Source organism: Chitinophaga agrisoli (assembly GCF_008386695.1).
In the GTDB taxonomy this organism is placed as follows: Bacteria; Bacteroidota; Bacteroidia; order Chitinophagales; family Chitinophagaceae; genus Chitinophaga; species Chitinophaga agrisoli.
The window spans coordinates 1009551-1029764 of the sequence record NZ_VUOC01000001.1; the positions used below are offsets into that span (position 1 = coordinate 1009551).

The 20214-nt window shown below is 50.4% G+C and carries 15 protein-coding genes; 8 read left to right on the forward strand and 7 right to left on the reverse strand.

What is annotated here, in order from left to right; translation table 11 throughout:
• The first annotated feature begins 18 nt into the window (after positions 1 to 18).
• The gene (locus F0L74_RS04195) at positions 19 to 3246 is read left to right on the forward strand and encodes an efflux RND transporter permease subunit (protein ID WP_149836564.1); all 3228 of its coding nucleotides are present in this window, start codon (positions 19 to 21) and stop codon (positions 3244 to 3246) included.
• Positions 3247 to 3268: 22 nt separating this feature from the next.
• Positions 3269 to 4393: an efflux RND transporter periplasmic adaptor subunit gene (locus tag F0L74_RS04200; protein ID WP_213086886.1), complete on the forward strand. Its 1125-nt coding sequence runs from the start codon at positions 3269 to 3271 to the stop codon at positions 4391 to 4393.
• Positions 4394 to 4571: 178 nt separating this feature from the next.
• Here F0L74_RS04200 and def read toward each other — a convergent pair whose 3' ends face one another.
• Positions 4572 to 5111, reverse strand: coding sequence for a peptide deformylase (def, locus tag F0L74_RS04205; RefSeq protein ID WP_149836565.1), 540 nt, complete (start codon positions 5109 to 5111; stop codon positions 4572 to 4574).
• 61 nt (positions 5112 to 5172) lie between these two features.
• Between def and F0L74_RS04210 the strand changes: the two genes are divergently transcribed.
• Positions 5173 to 5973: a helix-turn-helix domain-containing protein gene (locus tag F0L74_RS04210; RefSeq protein ID WP_149836566.1), complete on the forward strand. Its 801-nt coding sequence runs from the start codon at positions 5173 to 5175 to the stop codon at positions 5971 to 5973.
• Between the two features lie 197 nt (positions 5974 to 6170).
• On the opposite strand, the gene F0L74_RS04215 is transcribed toward F0L74_RS04210, so the two are convergent.
• The 5 genes from F0L74_RS04215 to kbl all read right to left on the reverse strand — a co-directional run bounded on the left by F0L74_RS04215 (position 6171) and on the right by kbl (position 11582).
• Entirely contained in the window at positions 6171 to 6860 is a 690-nt protein-coding gene (locus F0L74_RS04215; RefSeq protein WP_149836567.1) for an MgtC/SapB family protein, read from the reverse strand.
• Between the two features lie 33 nt (positions 6861 to 6893).
• Entirely contained in the window at positions 6894 to 7640 is a 747-nt protein-coding gene (locus F0L74_RS04220) for a tetratricopeptide repeat protein (protein ID WP_149836568.1), read from the reverse strand.
• A complete protein-coding gene (locus tag F0L74_RS04225) occupies positions 7637 to 8662 on the reverse strand; it encodes a VWA domain-containing protein (protein WP_149836569.1) in 1026 nt (341 codons plus the stop codon). The genes F0L74_RS04220 and F0L74_RS04225 overlap by 4 nt, the downstream gene beginning before the upstream one ends.
• A 698-nt stretch (positions 8663 to 9360) precedes the next feature.
• Complete coding sequence (gene blaOXA, locus F0L74_RS04230) at positions 9361 to 10332, reverse strand: class D beta-lactamase (RefSeq protein WP_246197617.1); 972 nt, start codon at positions 10330 to 10332, stop codon at positions 9361 to 9363.
• Between the two features lie 50 nt (positions 10333 to 10382).
• On the reverse strand, positions 10383 to 11582 hold the full coding sequence (gene kbl / locus F0L74_RS04235) for a glycine C-acetyltransferase (RefSeq protein ID WP_149836570.1): 1200 nt from the start codon (positions 11580 to 11582) through the stop codon (positions 10383 to 10385).
• A gap of 352 nt (positions 11583 to 11934) precedes the next feature.
• On the opposite strand from kbl, the gene F0L74_RS04240 reads away from it, so the two are divergent.
• The 5 genes from F0L74_RS04240 (at position 11935) to F0L74_RS04260 (ending at position 19071) form a co-directional block, all read left to right on the forward strand.
• The gene (locus F0L74_RS04240; protein WP_149836571.1) at positions 11935 to 12420 is read left to right on the forward strand and encodes an RNA polymerase sigma factor; all 486 of its coding nucleotides are present in this window, start codon (positions 11935 to 11937) and stop codon (positions 12418 to 12420) included.
• Positions 12421 to 13776, forward strand: coding sequence for a hypothetical protein (locus tag F0L74_RS04245; RefSeq protein WP_149836572.1), 1356 nt, complete (start codon positions 12421 to 12423; stop codon positions 13774 to 13776).
• Positions 13777 to 13839: 63 nt separating this feature from the next.
• Positions 13840 to 14760: an outer membrane beta-barrel protein gene (locus F0L74_RS04250; protein ID WP_149836573.1), complete on the forward strand. Its 921-nt coding sequence runs from the start codon at positions 13840 to 13842 to the stop codon at positions 14758 to 14760.
• A 666-nt stretch (positions 14761 to 15426) separates the two neighbouring features.
• Complete coding sequence (locus F0L74_RS04255; protein ID WP_149836574.1) at positions 15427 to 18363, forward strand: M16 family metallopeptidase; 2937 nt, start codon at positions 15427 to 15429, stop codon at positions 18361 to 18363.
• Between the two features lie 147 nt (positions 18364 to 18510).
• Entirely contained in the window at positions 18511 to 19071 is a 561-nt protein-coding gene (locus tag F0L74_RS04260; RefSeq protein ID WP_149836575.1) for a L,D-transpeptidase family protein, read from the forward strand.
• 53 nt (positions 19072 to 19124) lie between these two features.
• Here F0L74_RS04260 and F0L74_RS04265 read toward each other — a convergent pair whose 3' ends face one another.
• On the reverse strand, positions 19125 to 20102 hold the full coding sequence (locus F0L74_RS04265) for an alpha/beta hydrolase (RefSeq protein ID WP_149836576.1): 978 nt from the start codon (positions 20100 to 20102) through the stop codon (positions 19125 to 19127).
• Positions 20103 to 20214 lie beyond the last annotated feature (112 nt).

Sequence of the window (20214 nt, forward strand, 5' to 3'; positions counted from 1 at the left end):
TATACAAGCGCACTATACATGAACCTGATCAAAGCCGCCTTACAGAAACCGATAGCCATCATTGTAATTGTGATAGGTCTGCTTTTTTTCGGCATCTCCTCTATGCGCGATATCAAGATCGATATCTTCCCTGATCTGAACCTGCCGGCTATTTATGTATCTCAGCCTTTTGGCGGTATGTCGCCGCAGCAGATGGAAGGGTTTATTTCTACCAACTACCAGAACCTGTTCTTATATGTAACCGGTATTAAAGCCATTGAGACCAAAAATATTCAGGGATTAACCATGCTTAAGTTGACCTTCTACGAAGGTACCAACATGGCCCAGGCAGCGTCGGAGGTAACGGCGATGGCTAACAGGGCGTTTGCGTCTATGCCACCCGGCACGCAACCACCGTTTGTTATCCGCTTTGACGCCTCTACGCTGCCTATTGGCCAGTTGGCATTAAGCAGCGCCACCCGTAGTAACAATGAATTACAGGATCTGGCCATGACGGTGATCCGTCCATCCTTTTCCCGGGTGGCGGGCCTTACCTCGCCGGCCGCCTTTGGCGGTAATAACCGTACGGTGGTGATACATGTGGACCCTGCGCTGATGCGGAGCCATCATCTTACCCCGGATCAGATCGTAGCCGCCGTAAAAGACAATAACCAGATATCACCCGCCGGTAATGTGCGTATAGGCGATGTGAACTATCTAACACCCAGTAATACCGTTGTACGCCAGATAAAAGAATTTGAGAACATACCCCTGGTGATGGGCAGCGGCCCCTCTGTATACCTGCGCGATGTAGCCAAGGTAGAGGATGCGGCGGACCTTACCACCAGCTATGCCATCATCAACGGCAAACGCTCTGTGTACATGCCGGTGATCAAAACAGCGGATGCTTCTACCTGGTCTGTAGTGAAAGGCCTAAAGGCCGCCCTGCCGGAGATCCAGAAGCTATTACCAGAAGATGTAAAAGTGATCTTTGAATTTGACCAGAGCGTGTACGTAGTAAATGCCGTGCGCAGCCTGGTGAGCGAGGGGGTGATAGGCGCCGTGCTTACAGGCCTGATGGTACTGCTGTTCCTGGGTGACCGGCGCAGCGCATTGATCGTGATCGTGACCATACCAGTATCTATCATCATTGGGGTGATGGGCCTGCGCCTGGCAGGGCAGACCATCAACATCATGACGCTGAGCGGACTGGCGCTGGCCATTGGGATCCTGGTGGATGAGTCTACGGTGACCATAGAGAACATACATCAGCACCTGGAAATGGGTAAACCCAAGGCCAAAGCCATCTGGGACGCCTGTGCTGAAATAGCGTTTCCCAAGTTGCTGATCCTGTTTTGTATACTGGCGGTGTTTGCGCCTTCCTTTACCATGAAGGGCGTGCCCCGCGCTATGTTCCTGCCGCTGTCACTGGCTATCGGCTTTTCCATGATCGCTTCTTACCTGCTGTCGCAAACGCTGGTGCCGGTACTATCCAACTGGATACTGAAGCCGGAAAAGTTTAGCCATCACCACGTAAAAGCCGGCAAAACCACCAGCAGCAAAACGGATAAATATATAGCAGAGGAACTGCATTATGAAGAGGATCACCGTAAGGAGATCTCCCGGTTTGAGCGGTTTAAGCTGCGGTTTATGCGCTGGCTGGAGGCATTGATGCAGCGGCGCAGAGGGGTGACCATCGCTTACCTGGTGGGGATACTGGCGGTGGTAGCATTGTGTTTTAGTTTTATTGGGCGCGATATATTGCCCAAACTTAATAACGGCCAGTTCCAGCTGCGGCTGAAAGCGCCGGAGGGCACCCGCCTGGAGCGCACAGAGGCCATGCTGCTGCAGGCAGTGGATATCCTGAAGAAAACAGTAGGAGAGAAAAATATAGAGATCACGTCTTCCTTTATAGGCACGCACCCATCTTCTTACTCCACCAGCCCTATCTACCTGTTTATGGCCGGGCCTAATGAGGCAGTACTGCAGGTGAACATGAAAGAGGATTATAAGGTGAATATGGACGATTTTAAGGAACGTCTCCGCAAGCGCATCCATCAACAGCTGCCGGATGTGAAGATGTCCTTTGAGCCGATAGACCTTACTGATAAAGTGATGAGCCAGGGCGCGGCTACGCCTATAGAGGTGGCAGTGCTGGGCAAAAACCAGGAACTGAGCAAACCATACGCTATGAAGATCATGGCGGAGATCAAGAAGATACCGTATCTGCGGGATATACAGATCGTGCAGCCGCTTAATTACCCGGCCATCCGTATCAATATAGACCGGGAAAGGGCCGGACAGCTGGGCGTAAGTATTACGGATATATCCAAATCACTGACGGCGGCTACCTCATCCAGCCGCTTTACGGAGAAGAATATATGGCTGGATGAAAAGAATGCCACTTCGTACTTTGTGCAGGTGAGCATACCGGAGAATGAAATGAGCAGCATGGCTGAAATGGCGGCTATTCCTATCTCCAAGGATAAGACCCGTCCCCTGTTGGGCGATGTGGCCACCCTGCAGCCGGATACTGTGGCCGGTGAATATGACCGTGTAGGCGCGGTACGTATCATTTCCATAGGCGCCAGTGTACATAAAGTGGATCTGGGCCGGGCCAGTGAAGATGTGGAAGCCGCTATTAAACGCGCCGGGCAGCCGCCACGGGGTATTACAGTAGAGAAAAGAGGTCTTACAGAATTGCTGGATGAAACGCTGGACAGTCTGCAAACCGGTTTGGCGGTAGCGGCGGTGGTAATACTGCTGCTGCTTACGGCCAATTTCCAGTCGTTCAGGGCGGCGTTGGTGGTGGTAAGCGCCATACCGGCGGTGCTGGCAGGTTCGCTGATCATGTTGCTGCTTACCGGCTCTACGCTTAACCTGCAATCGTATATGGGCATGATCATGTCTGTAGGCGTATCTGTGGCCAATGCGGTACTGCTGGTAACCAATGCGGAGAAGCTTCGGCTGGAAACGGGGGATGCCCGTAAAGCTGCTATGGATAGCGTATCTATCCGTTTACGGCCTATCCTGATGACCAGTATAGCCATGGTGGTGGGTATGATACCCATGGCCAGCGGTTTGGGCGAAGCAGGCGATCAGACGGCGCCGCTGGGCCGTGCGGTGATAGGCGGGCTGCTAGCATCTACAGTAGCATCGCTGCTGATATTGCCGCTTATTTTCTCCTGGCTGCAGCAGAAAGCCGGTACCAAGTCCGTATCCCTGGATCCGGATGATGTACACAGCGAACATTATTATGTGGGTTAAACAAAGTGATAATACAAGTAAGATGAACATACAACAATATAGCCGCAAACGCCTGTGGTGGTTAAGTATGCCGCTAATGGCGCTGCTGGCGACAGCCTGTAATGGTACGCATGCAGAAGAGGAGGGAAGCAGCAGCGATGCCGCCGTGCAGGTAAAGACCCTTATACTACAGAAAGGCCAGCTGGATAATGTATTACGGCTGCCAGGCGAGATAAAACCCTTTCAGTTTGCGGATCTGTATGCCAAATTAAACAGCTACGTAAAGCAGGTGAATGTGGACCTGGGCAGCCAGGTATCCACCGGGCAGGTGCTGGCCACCCTGGAAGCGCCAGAGATGAACAGCCAGCTGCTCACGGCCCAATCAAGACTGCATACCCGCGAAGCTATTTACCAGGCCAGCAAGGCAACTTATAACAGGATGCTGAAGACCAGTAAGGTACCGGGCACGATATCGCCCAACGACCTGGAGATGGCCCAGGCGAAAATGAGCGCGGACAGCGCTGAATGGCTGGCCGCCAAATCTGCCTGGCAGGAAGTGCAGCAAATGATCAATTACCTGGTGATACGCGCGCCTTTTAGTGGCGTGATCAGCCAGCGTAACGTTCACCCCGGCGCTTATGTAGGCCCTGGCGGTAAGGGCGGCGACCTGCCTATGTTCCGGCTGGAGGAGCAGGCCAAACTGCGTTTGTCTGTAGCCGTACCGGAGTCTTATACGGATGATCTGCAAGCGGCGGGCGATGTGCGTTTTACCGTAAAATCCTTACCGGGCGATACTTTCACTGCCCATGTAGCCCGTGTGGCCGGTAGCCTGGATACGCGTCTGCGTACGGAAACGCTGGAAATGGACATCAACAATAAGGATAAAAAACTGCTGCCCGGTATGTATGCAGAGGCTCAGCTGCCGCTGCCCGGTCAGAAAGATGTATATGTAGTGCCCAAGAGTGCACTGGTAAGCAATTCAGAACAAGTATTCGTAATAAAGATCGATAGCAACAAAGCAAAATGGGTACCCGTAAAGCGTGGTAATGAATACAACGGCATGGTAGAAGTGTTTGGCAGCCTGGCAGATAACGATGTGCTGGTAAAAAATGCCAGCGATGAGATCAGGGAGGGCGCCGCTTTGCAGGCAGTAAAAGAAAAGGAATAATTTTTAGCACCTATAGAATGGCATAATGATCGAAAGGGCCCCGTCTTCTGGCGGGGCCCGTTTTTTTGAGGGGCAATGATCGGGGCAATGCCTGAGCGACCAATGAATGAGGGATCAACGCCTGTGAGGCCAATGCTCTTGTAGCGGGACCAATATTTTTGCTGCGGGCCTTCTACATTTATGAAAACCGCATAGGGTAGGCGCTACTGGCCCGGCCTTTTATAATATGCTGTAGTTTGCTTTGTAATAATCTCCGGCGTAAGGAGGACAGATGATCCAGGTAAAGTTTTCCCCGGGTATGATCATATTCATGTTGGATCATGCGGGCCGTAGGGCCGGTGAAGCGGCGGGTATGCTGCGTAAAATGCTCATCTGTATAGGTAATGGTAATACTTTCCGCGCGGGGTACCTCTTCCCAAATGCCGGGGATACTCAGGCAGCCTTCTGTATCTGTACTGGTCTGGGCGCTATACTCCAGGATCCGCGCATTCAGGAATACCTGACGGATGCCGCCTGTTTCTACAGTGTTGGTACTATCCACTATAAACAGCTGTAAAGCCTTATTTACCTGTTGTGCTGCCAGGCCCACACCGCCGGCGTTATCAAGGGTGCGCCACATGGCGGCTATCAGTTGTTGCAGGCCAGGCTCTTCCGGTGTTACGGGTTGGCCGGCGGTGCGCAGGATGGCTGCGCCATAGGCTACAATTGGTAATATCATACTGCAAAGCAAGCGCAAACGGCCCCGCCGTAATAGTAGATTTTAGACATAAATTTGTAACATGCCAGTAGACCTGTTAGCACATATATTCCGGGAGAAGGTCAGCGTTGTAGCGCCTGCGGCGGCACTAAGGGAGATTGTGTGCGGCTATTACTGGTATACCTGCAGTGAGGGGAACACGCCGCTCTGGGCTACGCTGGACGGAGAGCCGGCGTTGTTATTCCTGCTGGATGCACCGTATACGATCAGCTTCACAGGCGGTAATGCCATTACGTTGGAACAGGCTTTTTTCTGTTGTTATGGTTTGCAGAATACCTATATATCCGCGTGGCCACAGGGAATGCGGTTGCTGGTGGTTAAGTTTAGCTGTAATGGTTTATACCAGTTGCTACAGCAGCCATTGTTGTCCATAACCAGGTCGCCGTTGGTTGCGATGGCAGATGTATGGGGGGCTGACGGTCTGGCGCTGGCAGCTGCTATACGCAATACCGGCAATCCGCGCGGGCAGGCAGCCGTGCTGGATACTTTTCTCCGGAGGCAGTTACCAATACAGCCGCAGGCAGCGTATCTGGTACGGGCTGCTGCGGTTCAGATACGTCAAAGCAAGGGACAGCTGAGTGTACAAACATTGTGTAGAGAATTTGGGGTGAATTATAAGTGGCTGGAACGAAATTTTAAAAACCAGCTGGGCATTACACCTAAGGTTTATATTAATACGATCCGTTTCCTGCATGCATATTTTAGCATGGAAGATTACCCGGGGAATCTTACCTGTCTTGCACTGGAGCATGGATATTATGATCAGCCGCATTTTATAAAGGAGTTCAAGAGGCATACAGGAGGGGTTCCATCAGGAAGGTGAGGTCCTGTATGATATGTGCGCTATGCCGGCTTTTGCAATGCTGTAGCAATATCTGGTGGCTCTATCGCCAGAGTTAGATGCGGCCGGGCGGTGGCTGTTCCGCAGTAAGGGGCCGGGCAGAAGGTTGTTGGAGGCGAGAGGCGCTCAGTGGCCTATTTGGCAGAAAGCCTGGACTTTGGTGAGTAGGTTCGTATTATTTATAAACTGCTAAAGTTCACTTCCTTCACCCCATCCAGCTGGCGTAAATCATCCATTACCTTAATAATATCCCGCTGGTTGGCTGTTTTATTCAGCACGATCTCCATTTCGTGGGCGTGTCCTTTTTCCGGTTGTTCCAGGTTTATTTCGTCATAGTTGAGGTGATGCTGCTCCAGCAGGTCTGCAATGGAGGCGATAGTGAGCTGGGTATTAATGAAGCCAATGCGGATGCTGCGGTCTTTATTGCTGCTGAAGAACCGGCGCTCTACCTGTTTGATGACGATGAGTATGAGCAGGGTAATAACAGTAGCCGTAATGGCGGCTATATACATGCCCCCACCTACAGCCAGGCCAATGGCGGCTACTGTCCAGAGGCCGGCGGCGGTTGTAAGGCCATAAATTACTTTGCGTTTCAGGAAAAGGATAGTGCCGGCGCCTATAAAACCTATGCCGCTGATCACCAGGGAGGCAACACGGGACGGGTCCAATATCACGTGTGGTAAGTTCAGGCCCAGGATATCGCCAAAGCCAAAGGCGGAAACGATCATGGTGAGGGTGGCGCCCAGGCATACCAGCATATGGGTACGGAGGCCTGCCGCCCACTCCAGCCGCTCCCTGTCCAGCCCTACCAGGCCGCCCAGGACGGCGGACACCACTAAACGGAGGATTATTTCATGGGTATCCAACATGGTATATGCTTTCCATATACCACATCAAATTAATTACCAATCTTTTTCAACGGGCACTACCTGGCCTTTTATTTTCTTCATTTTGTCCTGCAGCTTCTTCTCGGACTGTTGAGCGGCCTGTAACAACTGTTCTGCCTCCTGCTTATCCAGTTTGCTGGGTTGCGGCTGGGGTTTCTCATCCTGCTGCTCTTTCTCCTTGTCCTGTTGCTGCTGGTCTTTGTTCTGCTGTTTATTCTGTTGGTCGTTCTTATTCTGCTCCTGCTGTTTCTGCTTATCCTTTTCTTTGTTCTCCTGTTTGTCTTTATTGTCTCCGCCGCCGCCCTGCTGTTGCTTTTTCAGCATAGCCTGGGCATAGGCCAGGTTATAGCGGGCCTGTTCATCTGCGGGGTTCAGTTTAAGGGCCTGTTTATACGACTTAATACTTTCGTCCCATTTCTTGCCCTCCATATAGGTATTGCCAATGTTGTAATTGGCGTCTCCCTTTACGGTTTTGTCCTTAGCCAGTTTTGCGCTGTTGGCGTACTGGGAGCGGGCATCGTCAAAACGTTTTTGCTCATACAGGGAGTTGCCCAGGTTATAGCGGCCAATATCTGACTGCTGGTTCTGTTCCAGCGCCTTTTTGTAATTAGCTTCCGCATCCGTAAACTGCTGTTTTTTATACAGCTCATTACCCTTGCGGATGTATTTGTTGCCGCTTTGCGCCCATACGCCTGTACACAGGCATAACAGGCCGGCGGTAGTAAGCATACGGTATGTTATCTCAGGTATGTGCATGATCATTCTTTGATAAGGGTTACCACTTCTTCTTTCCTGCGCTTTACTTCCGGAATAAAGAATTCCGCCACCAGCAGGAGCAGGCAGATAGCGATAAAGTAATGGAAAAAGCTGTTATAGTCTGTAAAAATGTTCTCCCCAAATTCTTTCTGCTCCATGCTATCGATCTTATTTACCAGGGAGTTCACTACTTCTTCGGTATTATTATCCAGGTGCTCATAAATGCCTTTGCCGGCGGCGGCTACAGATTTGAGCTCGGTTTCGTTCAGTTTAGAGATGATGATATTGCCGTCTTTGTCCTTTTTGTTAGCGCCGGTTTCCGGATCGGGGAGGGGGGCGCCGGTGGGGGAGCCAATACCGATGGTATTGATCACCACGCCGTCTTCGAATGCCGCACGGGCTTTGGCCAGGGAGCCTTCGTCATGATCTTCGCCATCGGAGATGAGGATCAGCGACTTATGTTTACGTTCTTTTTTGTTGAAGGCATCGTTGCTGACCTGGATGGCCTGGGAGATGGCGGTGCCCTGTGTAGGGATCATGTCCGGGTTAACGGTGCCCAGGTACATTTTGGCGGCGGAGTAGTCGATAGTGAGGGGCATTTGCAGGTATGCGTTGCCTGCAAACACCACCAGGCCAATGCGATCGTTATCCAGCTTGTCCATCAGTTTGCTGATGAGCTGTTTAGCGCGGGTAAGACGGTCTGGTTTTATGTCAGAGGCGAGCATACTCTTGCTCACATCCAGGGCTATCACCACATCTACACCCTTGCGGGTGATCTTTTCCATACGGCTGCCTTTCTGCAGGTTGGCCAGGGCTATCACCCCAAAGAAAAAGGCCAGGAACAGCAGCAGGAACTTCAGTACGAATAAACGACGGCTATACCCCTGGAACAGCTGTTCTACCAGGGCAGGGTCGCCCAATCTGCGGATGGAGCGGCGTTTCCACCAGGATACGCTGATAAAAGCCAGCTGGAGTACGAGCAGCAGGGCCAGGGCCCATAAATATTCACTATGCTGAAAACGTAACATATGGCTCAAATATAATTTTTTTGCCACGTTTTACAGAGGGGATTTACCGGGATTTATGAGTTTTTTAACGGTATTGGGCGAAAAAATGTGCGGATGTGCAGATTTGCAGATGTGCAAATGGCTTGGGAGTGGACAGGATGGGAGGATATGCGAAGGCCGTATGTTGGTAATGCCAGTAAAAGGCAGGTGGATATGTTATAGGGGGATGGAATGGATGCTATGGTGGTAGTATATTACCCACGGAGCAAATAGGGAGCAACATGCAGACACACAGGGGATGGACGTGGAGAAAAGGTGGACTTAAGGTGGACTTTATATGGAGTTGATGTGGGGTAAAATAGCATTAGAGGCGTATTTGAAATAGAGCGGTTGTCCTGAAAAGGTAAACGAAAAACCGCTGTTTAGTGGGTTTATGTGCTGCCGGCGCTTTGGGCGCTAAAGCCATCAGCGGTAAGCGCCGGTTAAAGCAGGAGGCTCAGTTGGCAGTGGCCATGTGCTCTATTGGCCTGCGGCCGACTGAGCCCCCTTATATTGCTTCTTAAATATTACTCTTTTTGCTTTACGCCTCCTGGATCACTTACTTATAGTTAAATACTATCCTTTTGTTTTACGCCTTTTGGATTACGTGCTTAAATTTAAATATTATCCTTTTGCTTTACGCCTCCTGGGCTACTAACTTAAATTTAACTATTATCCCGTTATTTCATGCCTTTAAAATACCCTTCCTCGCTTAAAATGCCTTTCAGGATATTCATCCGGATGTTCCGCATATCGATCTGGTGGTTTTCGGATTCGATATTCAGTACAAAGAAGGTGGGGTGGCCGTTTTCTTCTACCCAGCCTACGATCCAGCCTATTTCTTTAGGCCCGCTGCGGCCCCAGCCGGTTTTATAACGGAGCTCGTACTTGCCTGTTTTTTCCATGAGCATTACCTCACGAACGGCCTGCATAGATGTTTTATTAAACGGCAGCCCATCGAAGTACAGTTTCTTTACGAAGCCCAGTTCCTCATCCGGGGAGATCTGGAGGGAATTATCGAGCCAGAAGGTGTCTACGCGGCTGATCTTCATATTGCCGTATTTAACGGTATCCAGCCATTTCTGCATAGTGTCTTTACCGATGCGGCGGGCTATTTCCTGGAAATAGGGCACAGCGGATGCCTTAAAGGCCTGTTGCATACTCAGGTCCTGGTTCCACTCCGGTACGCTGCGGGTAACGCCATCCCAGGGAATTACCATGGCTGTATCCTTGATCACACCGGTTTCGAGGCCTACCAGGGCATTGAAGATCTTGAAGGTGGAAGCCGGCAGGAAACGTTCCTTGGCCCGGTCCAGGTTGTAGACCTTAAACGTGCCTTTACTGTTATCAAACAGCATAAAGCAGCCTTCTACCTTGTTCTGTGTAAAGTACTTTTCCCAGTCCTTTTCTTCCGTAACGTTGTTGGGAGCGCAGGCATTCAGTAAAACGAGCGCCATCAGCCAGATCCAGCCGGAGTATTTCATCTGCAGTTTAAAATTGATTGGTGCAAAAGTATAGATATTGTGGTGAAAACCGGGTGAAACCGCTATGAAACCGTAGTATTTTTCAGGCAGGAAGAGGGGAGAGAGGGGATTTGTCTGCTGCTCAAGATGGCTGAATGGGCTCTGGTTAAAAGAAATATGCCGCACCATAACGGATGCGGCATATCATAAATTATCCTATTTATCAGCAAATCAACTAATCAGGCTACTTGTTCTTTGATCACGCCTAGCTCTTTACCTATTTTGGTAAATGCGGCAATGGCTTTATCCAGGTGGGCCTGCTCATGGGCGGCGCTTAGCTGTACGCGGATGCGGGCCTGGCCTTTGGGCACTACCGGGAAGAAGAAGCCGATCACGTAAACGCCTTCCTGCAGCAGTTTGTCTGCAAACTGCTGGCTTAACACCGCATCATAGAGCATTACGGGTACGATGGGATGGTCGCCGGGTTTTATGTCAAAGCCGGCGGCGGTCATTTTGCTACGGAAGTATTGGGTATTGTATTCCAGTTTATCGCGGAGGGTGGTGGTCTCACTCAGCATATCCAGCACGGCAATGGAGGCGCCTACTATGCTGGGAGCCACAGAGTTAGAGAACAGGTACGGGCGGCTGCGCTGACGCAGCATATCTATTACCTCTTTACGGCCGCTGGTAAAACCGCCGGATGCGCCGCCGAGGGCTTTGCCCAGGGTACCGGTGATAATATCTATACGGCCCATTACCCCGCGGTATTCGTGGGTGCCGCGACCGGTTTTGCCCAGGAAGCCGGAGGAATGGCTTTCATCGCTCATTACGATGGCGTTGTATTTATCGGCCAGGTCACAGATCTTGTCCAGCTGGGCGATGGTACCGTCCATGCTGAAGGAGCCATCTGTAACGATGATGCGGCTGCGGGCGCCGGCTGCTTCCTGGAGTTTGGCTTCCAGGTCGGCCATATTATTATGCTCATAGCGAAGGCGTTGGGCCTTGCAGAGGCGTACGCCGTCAATAATGGAAGCATGGTTGAGGGCATCGGAAATGATGGCGTCCTGTTCATTGAACAGGGGCTCAAAGACCCCGCCGTTGGCGTCAAAAGCGGCCGCGTAGAGGATGGTATCCTCTGTGCCCAGGAATTTGGCGATCTTTTGCTCCAGTTCCCGGTGGATATCCTGGGTACCGCAGATGAAGCGCACGCTGCTCATCCCGTAGCCATGGGTATCGATGGCGGCCTTTGCGGCGGCGATCACAGCCGGATGTGAGCTGAGGCCCAGGTAGTTATTGGCGCAGAAGTTGAGAACGGTCTTACCCCCTACCTGTATTTCAGCTCCCTGGTCGGAAGTGATGATCCTTTCGTTTTTATACAGGCCGGCGGACCGGATATCTTCCAGTTCCTGTTGTAAGCGGGCGGTGAATTGCTGGTTCATACACTTTTGCGTTAAAATGTGACAATGTTAGGACAATAAATGTAGCATCATTTGGGCATTCCACCCGCCGTTTGCCAGTTTTCCCCAAAAACTTTGACCGGGTTGTAACATTTCCGGACCGCTCTCCGTCATAATACTATCATTTACGCGATAAATTGAATGAAAGCATTCCGGCACGCTATGTAGAAACTGGGATTTTTTAGGCTAGTTCATAGTTTGCACGTTATACAGTGAGCAGTTAGTTGAGCGATCTTTAGCGGGTCTATGGGCTGCATGCTGCTAACTGCAAACCACCAACTGGTTGTTTTCAGGTATTTGTCGGAACTTAGCACTAAAATCCCCGCAACACCGGATGACGGAAAAGGAGTACAATAAATGCGTGGATCTGTATGCGGACAATCTCTTCCGGTTCATAGTAAAGAACCTTGAGCACACGGAAGATGCGAGAGACGTGGTACAGAACGCATTTGAAATATTATGGAAGCACTGTAATGACGTTCCTTTTGAGAAGGCGAAGTCATACCTTTTTACAGTGGCCTACCATAATATGATCGACCATGTACGTAAGGTAAAGCGTATTACGCTGGTGGATCAGTTCAAGGAGGAGACGAAGGTGTCTGAGCAGCGGGTACATAATGCGAAGAATGTGCTGGAAAAAGCCCTGAACCGGCTTACGGAAGTACAGCGCTCCCTGATACTGCTGAAGGATTATGAGGGTTACAGTTATGAAGAGATCAGCAGCATTATGAATTTGAATGCTTCGCAGGTGAAGGTGTACCTGCACCGGGCACGGATACATCTTAAGAATTATCTGATCAAAATGGAAAACGTTATATAATTGTCTGTAGACATCAACATATCGAATTACGAGGAGTACCTGCTCTCTTATATTGATGGTGAGCTGAGCCCTGAGGAATGCACCGCGCTGGAGGCATTCCTGCAGCAGCACCCGCAACAGGCCAGGGAGCTGGAGGTATATAAGGCTGCCATCCTGCAGCCTGACCGTAACGAGGTGTTTGACCGTAAAGACACCCTGTATCACAGCGCTACCATTACGCTGGAGAATTACGAAACTTTTTTGCTGAGTTATATTGATGGCGAGCTGAATGAAACGGAACGCACGGCCCTGGAGGCATTCCTGAAGAAACATCCTCATGTGGAGCAGGAACTGGAGATATGGCAATCTACGCGCCTCCAGGCCGGCGATACCCCGGTGTTTGAGCAGAAAGAGATGCTGTACCGCCATACGGACAGTATTACCCCCGAAAATTATGAGACTTACCTGCTTAGCTATATTGACGGGGAGTTAAGCCCGGCAGAGGAAACCGCTGTACAGGCCTTCCTGGGTCAGCATCCGGAGTTAAAAGGCGCGCTGGAGCTGCTGGAACGTACGCGGTTAACGCCGGACCCGGCCCTGCGGATGCCTGGCAAGTCACAACTGTACTGGCATAGCCGTACAACTATCCGCCCTGTATGGTGGTGGGGAGCCGCCGCCGCGGTACTGGCAGGATGCCTTTTCTGGCTACTGCCCCTGCAGCAGCATGGTCCCGGCAGCCAGCCAACGGCTGTAGCGCCTGCGCCTATGGCCGCCAATAATGCGCCGGTACCGGCGACACAGCCCCCGGCTACAGCACCTGATGCGAAGGAAGACCCGATAAAGGCGCCTCAGCAGGTTGAACAGCCTTTACCGCAGGAAAAGCAAGGTCCTTTGTTAGCCGCTAACAGCCCAGCCGCCCGTCCGCAGGCGGAAAGCAAGGATGTGGCATCCCGGGCCAGTAAGGTTCCTGACCAGGTTGCCGCTAATCGTCCGGCTACCGTTAATCGTGCGGTGGTTGCTGCCAACAATCCTGTAGCTAATAATACTGTTAATAATAATAACAATAATACGCCTCCATTAACGCAGCTGCCGCAGCCAAGGGCTACCTCTGCGGATGTGGTGCAGCAGCACCTGGAAAAGAAGGTGCAACCCGAAGTGATGCCCGTACAGGAGACAGTCAACGCAGGTAATGACCAGGTATTGGCCAGCACCGCGAGCCTGCCCCGTACGCCGGAGCCAGAGAAGATCATTGCTACGCCCGCACCGGCTGTACAGGGAGAGCTGATCATGTCTGTTTCCAGCAGCAGCGAAAGCAAGTTGCTGAACGGGGTTACTAATGTGGCGAAATTCTTTTCCCGTAAAAAGCATCAGAAATAAACCAGGAAACCGTCAGATGGGATATTTACTAAATGGTATGGCGGGAGGCAAACTTTGAAACTTATGAAGCATATAATTCTACTCTGGATCATAATGATAATGACATGGCAGGCGCAGGGTCAGACAACTGCTCCTGCTGCTACTGCAGATACCATCCAGATAAAAGGGCTGATCATCATAAAAGGCAAGGATGCGAAGGGGAAGAACTCCTATAAATTCTATAATGATACGGCCTATGCCCGTAATAAACTCAAAAAGAACCTGCATACCCGCTGGTTTGTGCTAGACCTTGGCTTTAATAACTATATGGACCGCAGTGCTTATGCCGGCGCCGGTTCTGCCGCCTTATTTGCTTCTGCTGCCCCTTCCTATGCCATGCTGCTTAATAAGTCCTATGATTATACGGCTTATGGCTTGAACACGTTTGCCCCCCGTGCCGCCAGCGCGCCCCTTACGCCTGATGAGTTTAAGCTGATCCCCGGTAAATCCATCAATGTAAATATCTGGATACTGATGCAGCGCCTGAATATCTATAAGCATAAATTGAACTTGATATATGCTTTGGGCGTGGAGATGAACAACTACCGGTATGTGCGCAATATTACCTATGTGCCTGGTTACCCCACCCAGATCATCCGGGATACGGTGAGCTTTTCAAAGAATAAATTGTTTGCTGAATACCTGAGCGTACCGTTGATGTTAAACTATACTTCCAACCCGGCAAGGCCCGGACGTTCTGTTGATGTGAGCCTGGGCGTAATGGGAGGTTACCTGGTGAAATCCCGTACTAAGCAGATCAGTGAGGAACGTGGCAAGATCAAGCGTACTGATGATTTTAACCTGAACAAATGGCGTTTTGGAATAACGAGCGAACTGGGCTACGGGCCTGTTAAATTATATGGTAACTTTGCCTTCACCCCATTGCACGACTATGGGTTGGAACAGTATCCTTTTTCCGTTGGGATACGCTTTAACGGCTTTTGAGTTTTAATCACCAGATCTAATTTGCATATGCGTACTTTGATGACCTTTCTGGCATTTTCAGGGTTTATTGTGTGGGCACATTCCTGCGATAAGCGGATATTAGGCGTACAAACGAAACCGGTCATACAGGAACCGCTGGCGACTGAGCGGCCCTCTGCGGGATCTTACAGCTCACGTCAATATTATATCAAAGAGTTGTTTTCGGCCGCTGCTTTTACGATGGTGGGCAGTAATCCCCGCCTGTATATGGCCAGTTTCCGGTACCTCCGTCAACATAATTATTTCTCTGCCAGGCGGGATTCCGCGTTAATACGGTTAAATCCCCGGATTGCCGCGCACTAGGGCGTTTGCGGTGATATATAGTTATTAAGAGATCCCATGCACTACCAGGTAAGGAGCCCTGGATAGGTTTGGTGAAGATCAGCAGCAGGTAGCCTTCTTCATCCCGATCTACCAATATTCCCAGTTTGTTTCAGCAAGCCCCGGACGAAGGGGGCTGCGTGCCATGCCGGCCCGGTAAGGGGTTCCATACCCATCTACACATCCAAATAAATTGTGCCTCCGCACATTAAATCCGCCTTTCCCACTTTTCCTGTAGCGGTGGCTGTTCCCTTTTCTCTATATTTGGATGCAATAATCAAAAATTTCAAAAACCACCTTATGACAATGCTAAAGAGAGCCATCTTCCTGCTATTGTTATCCTGTACCCTGCACGCTGCGCACGCACAGGATAAATATGAATGGAAAGAAGGGAGTTCCGGGGGATATACCTACCGTTATGTAACGGACGACCCCATGCAGGCCCGGTTCTATACCTTAAAGAACGGCCTTACTGTAATACTGAGCGTCAACAAAAAAGAGCCCCGTATTCAAACCCTTATCGGCGTTCGCGCCGGCAGCGATAATGATCCTGCGGACCACACCGGCCTTGCCCACTACCTGGAGCACCTGTTGTTTAAGGGTACGGACAAATTCGGCTCGCTGGAGTGGGCCAAGGAAAAGCCCTACCTGGACGAGATAGAAGGCCTGTATGACAAGTATAACCATACTTCCGGCGCTCCTGCCCGCAAAGCGGTCTATCACCAGATAGACAGCGTTTCAGGCCTGGCTGCGAAGTACGCCATCGCCAATGAGTATGATAAGATGATGAGCGGTATGGGCGCGCAAGGCACCAATGCCCACACCTGGGTAGAGGAAACCATTTACGAAGAAGACATCCCATCCAACGCCATTGATAAATACCTGGCCGTACAGGGAGAGCGTTTCCGGGAGCCGGTGTTCCGGCTTTTCCATACGGAGCTGGAAGCAGTATATGAAGAGAAAAACCGCGGCCTGGATAACGACGGCCGTAAGATGTACGAGAAGATGCTGGCTACGCTGTTCCCTACGCATAACTACGGGCAGCAATCCACCATTGGTACGGTGGAGCATCTGAAGAACCCGAACCTGAAAGCCATCCGCGATTTCTATAACGCCTACTATGTGCCTAATAATATGGCCATTGTAATGGCCGGTGATTTTGATCCGGACTATGTGGTTAAAAGGATAGACGAAGGGTTTGCCTATATGCAGCAAAAGCCGATACATGAATATAAGGCGCCCATTGAAGCGCCTATTGCCGCCCCTATTGAAAAAGAGGTATTTGGCCCGGACGCTGAGAGCGTAAACATTGCCTTCCGTATGCCCGGCGCGCTGGATGTACACTCCACTGTATTATTGAACGTAATGGCCCAGATCCTCAATAACGGCAAGGCCGGTTTGCTGGACCTGAACATCAATAAACAACAGAAAGTGCTGAACGCAGGCGTAGATCAGCTGCAATGGAAGGATTACACGGTGCTTGTAATGTCTGGTAAGGCCAAACAAGGCCAGACGCTGGAAGAAGTAAAGGACCTTTTACTGGGCCAGCTGGACATTCTGCGTAAAGGCGAGTTTGACGAATCGCTGGTAAAAGCCATCGTGAATAACGCCAAGCTCTCTGAATTACAGGGTCTGGAAAGCAATAATAACCGTGCTACCGCTATGATGGACGGCTTTATCAAACACCGCGGCCAGAACTGGATCAGCGATGTAGAGATGGTAGACGCCATGAGCAAGGTAACCAAACAACAGATCGTAGACTACGCCAACCAATACCTGAAGAATAACTACGTGCTTCTGTACAAACGTAAAGGAGAAGACAAAAACATTGAGAAGGTAGAGAAACCCTCCATTACCCCGGTAGAGGTGAACCGCGAGGCACAATCACCCTTCCTGCAACAGGTAGCCGCTATCCCCGCCACCCCGGTACAACCGCAATGGCTGGACTATGATAAGGATATCCAGAAGAGCAAGGTAGGTCCGGCAGAGATGCTATATGTGCAGAACAAGAACAACTCGCTCTTCCGCCTGTACTACCGGTTTGATATGGGCAGCTGGAACAATAAAAAACTGCCCCTGGCCGCTCAGTACCTGCAGTACCTGGGTACAGACAAATACACCACAGAACAGATCAGTAAGGAGTTTTATAATATTGCCTGTAACTTTAACGTTGCTTCCACTACAGATGTAACGACCATCACCATCTCCGGTTTGCAGGAGAATTTTGATAAAGCAGTAACGTTATTCGAGCACCTGCTTACTCATTGTGAGCCTAATGAAGAGGCGCTGGCCGCTTTAAAAGGCCGTTTGCAGAAAGCCCGTGCAGATAATAAACTGAACAAGGTGGCCATTATGCGCGGCCTGGTACAATATGGTATATACGGTCCGCATAACCCGTACAACAACCAGTTAAGCCAGACAGAGGTAACCGCCATTACATCAAAAGAACTGGTGGATATGCTGCATGCGTTGCCTACCTATCAACATACCGTTATCTATTACGGTCCGCAACAGCTGACAGCGGCCGCCGCATCTGTAAAAAAGCTGCACACCATACCTGCTGCATTTGCGGCTACGCCGGCGCCGGTGAAGTTTGAGAAGAGCAGCCAGGCTAATAACCAGGTGCTGTTTGCAGACTATGACATGGTTCAGGCAGAGGTGAACTGGGTAAGGAACACTACGCCTTACAGCGTAGACAATACCGCCCTGGTTACCTTATTCAACAGTTATTTTGGCGGCGGCATGGGCTCTATTGTATTCCAGACCATCCGTGAATCCAAAGCATTGGCTTACTCTACCTACGCGTTCTATGCATCCCCTGAAAAGAAGGATGACCGCTATTCCGTAGTGGCTTATGTAGGTAGCCAGGCCGATAAGATGAATGAGGCCATTACCGGTATGAATGAACTGCTGAATGATATCCCCCGTTCTGACAAACTGCTGGAAACTGCCCGCCAGAGCGTGAAGCAGGATCTGCAAACAGAGCGTATCACCCAGGATGGCATTATCTTCAGCTACCTGGCTGCGCAGAAACTGGGATTACATACAGACTATCGTAAAGAGGTATATAACTCCCTTGACAAACTTACTTTTGATAATGTGAAGCAGTTCCATGATCAGAACCTGGCCGGCAAGCCTTACACCTATTGTGTGCTGGGCTCAGAGAAGAAGATCAGTGAGGATGACCTGAAGAAATATGGTGAGGTGAAGAAGGTATCGCTGGATGAGCTGTTCGGATACTAAAAGAAGTAGAAAATAAAAAATTAAAATAAAAGAGGATGCGTTCAGCGTTGAATGCAGCCTCTTTTTTATTTTTGCGTTTTCGTTTTTATTATCCTAAGCAATAAACGGATAACGTCTTCGTTATCATTATACTAAAACCCTTGTGAGATGCCGCGCTATAGTTGGTGTATATTGTTATTAGTGCTGATACCCTTAGCCGGGTTTAATAATGAAAGTGGGTTATATACGGTGAAGTTGCGCCCTACTGACATTGATGCCGACAAAGTTTTTCTGCTGGTAGATAAGAGTGATTACCGGCTATACCTTTATGAAGATGTAACGCTCCGTAAGATCTATAAAGTAGTATTTGGCAGCCGTGATCTGCAAGATAAGCTGATCCAGGGCGACCGCCAGACGCCGGAAGGCACTTTTCATATTCAAAGCAAACGGTATGACGGCCGCTGGAGCCGGTTTATGCTGCTTGATTATCCCAATGAACGTTCCTGGGCAAGATTCCATCAACTACAGCAACAGGGCCGGTTAGCGGCCAATGCAGATATTGGCGGGGGGATTGGCATTCACGGTGTGGAATATGCTTCTGGTATACGGGACGCTTATGTGGACAGCCGTATTAACTGGACGCTGGGATGTGTAAGTATGAAGAATGCGGATGTGAATGAGCTGTATGATATTATTAAGGTAGGCACGCCGGTGGTGATACGGCGCTGATGTTTGTTGATCAGGTACTGGTAGTTGTATTGCCTGTTGAGGCTTACTACCGGCTATTGTTCCTGGCTAATAGTGGTTCTTGCAGCTTGCTGCTGCAGAAAGTTGTTTATTGCAGCCGCCCATTTATCATGTTCGTTCCGGCAAAAGGATTGATGCCCGGATGCTTCAAAGATCACCAGCTGCTTTTGCGTACTTCCCAGGTTAGTATAGATATCGCGGGTCTCGTGTTCCATCACCCTTATATCTGTTTTACCCCAGCATAACAATACAGGTAAATGGATCTCTTTCGCATATAACGACGGCTTAAAACCTGCCGCCCAAAAGCCCTGTTCTACGCCGCCCCAGAAGGTAACCATTTGTGCAAAGGGAGTACCCGGCAAATGCACTGCCCACATACGGCTTTTTACCGCGTCTGTTAAGGTAGCAAAAGGGCTTTCGAGGATCAATCTTTCCGGCTGCAGCTTGTATTCCGGCACCGCCTTTAGTACGGCGGCGGCGCCCATACTCATGCCCCATAAGGTGATGTTGCGGTAGCCGCAGCTTTTTACGTAGTCGTAAGCCAGCTTTACTTCTTCCGCTTCTTTGTAGCCTACGCTGCAGGTATACCCATCGCTGTTGCCATGCGCCCGGAAATCGACCAGGAAAGTATTGTATCCCAGGCCGCGGAAGTACATGGCTTCCGGTAGTTTTGCGCCTTTATTGCTGCCATAGCCGTGGAACAGGATCACGGTACCTTTGGCCGGTTGTTGCGCGGCTATCCACCAGCCTTCTATCCGCAGGCCATCATGGGTGTGGAGGGCAATGGTCTTATAGGGCGCCTCCGGCCAGTTGCGGATGGAGGATTTTGAGAGGTTTACGCCAAATAAGATCAGGCCTGTTTTTTCCCAGGCGCTCATTTGCTCCGGCCGCCTGTTTACATGGCCGGTATCGTCATAGAAGTGGGTGAACTTCCAGGCGTGAAAAGCGAGGATGATGTTGAAAATGAGGAACAGCACCAGGCAAACCCGCAGCGAGCGTTTGAGGAATTTCATAGTACAAATGTAAGTAGTGTGGCGGGTTTACGGATGGGGCGCGCATGAAAAAAGGGCAACGAACGGCGGCTTTTGGCCAAGGTTCTGTTGCCCTTTTCCCGATAGTATTCTT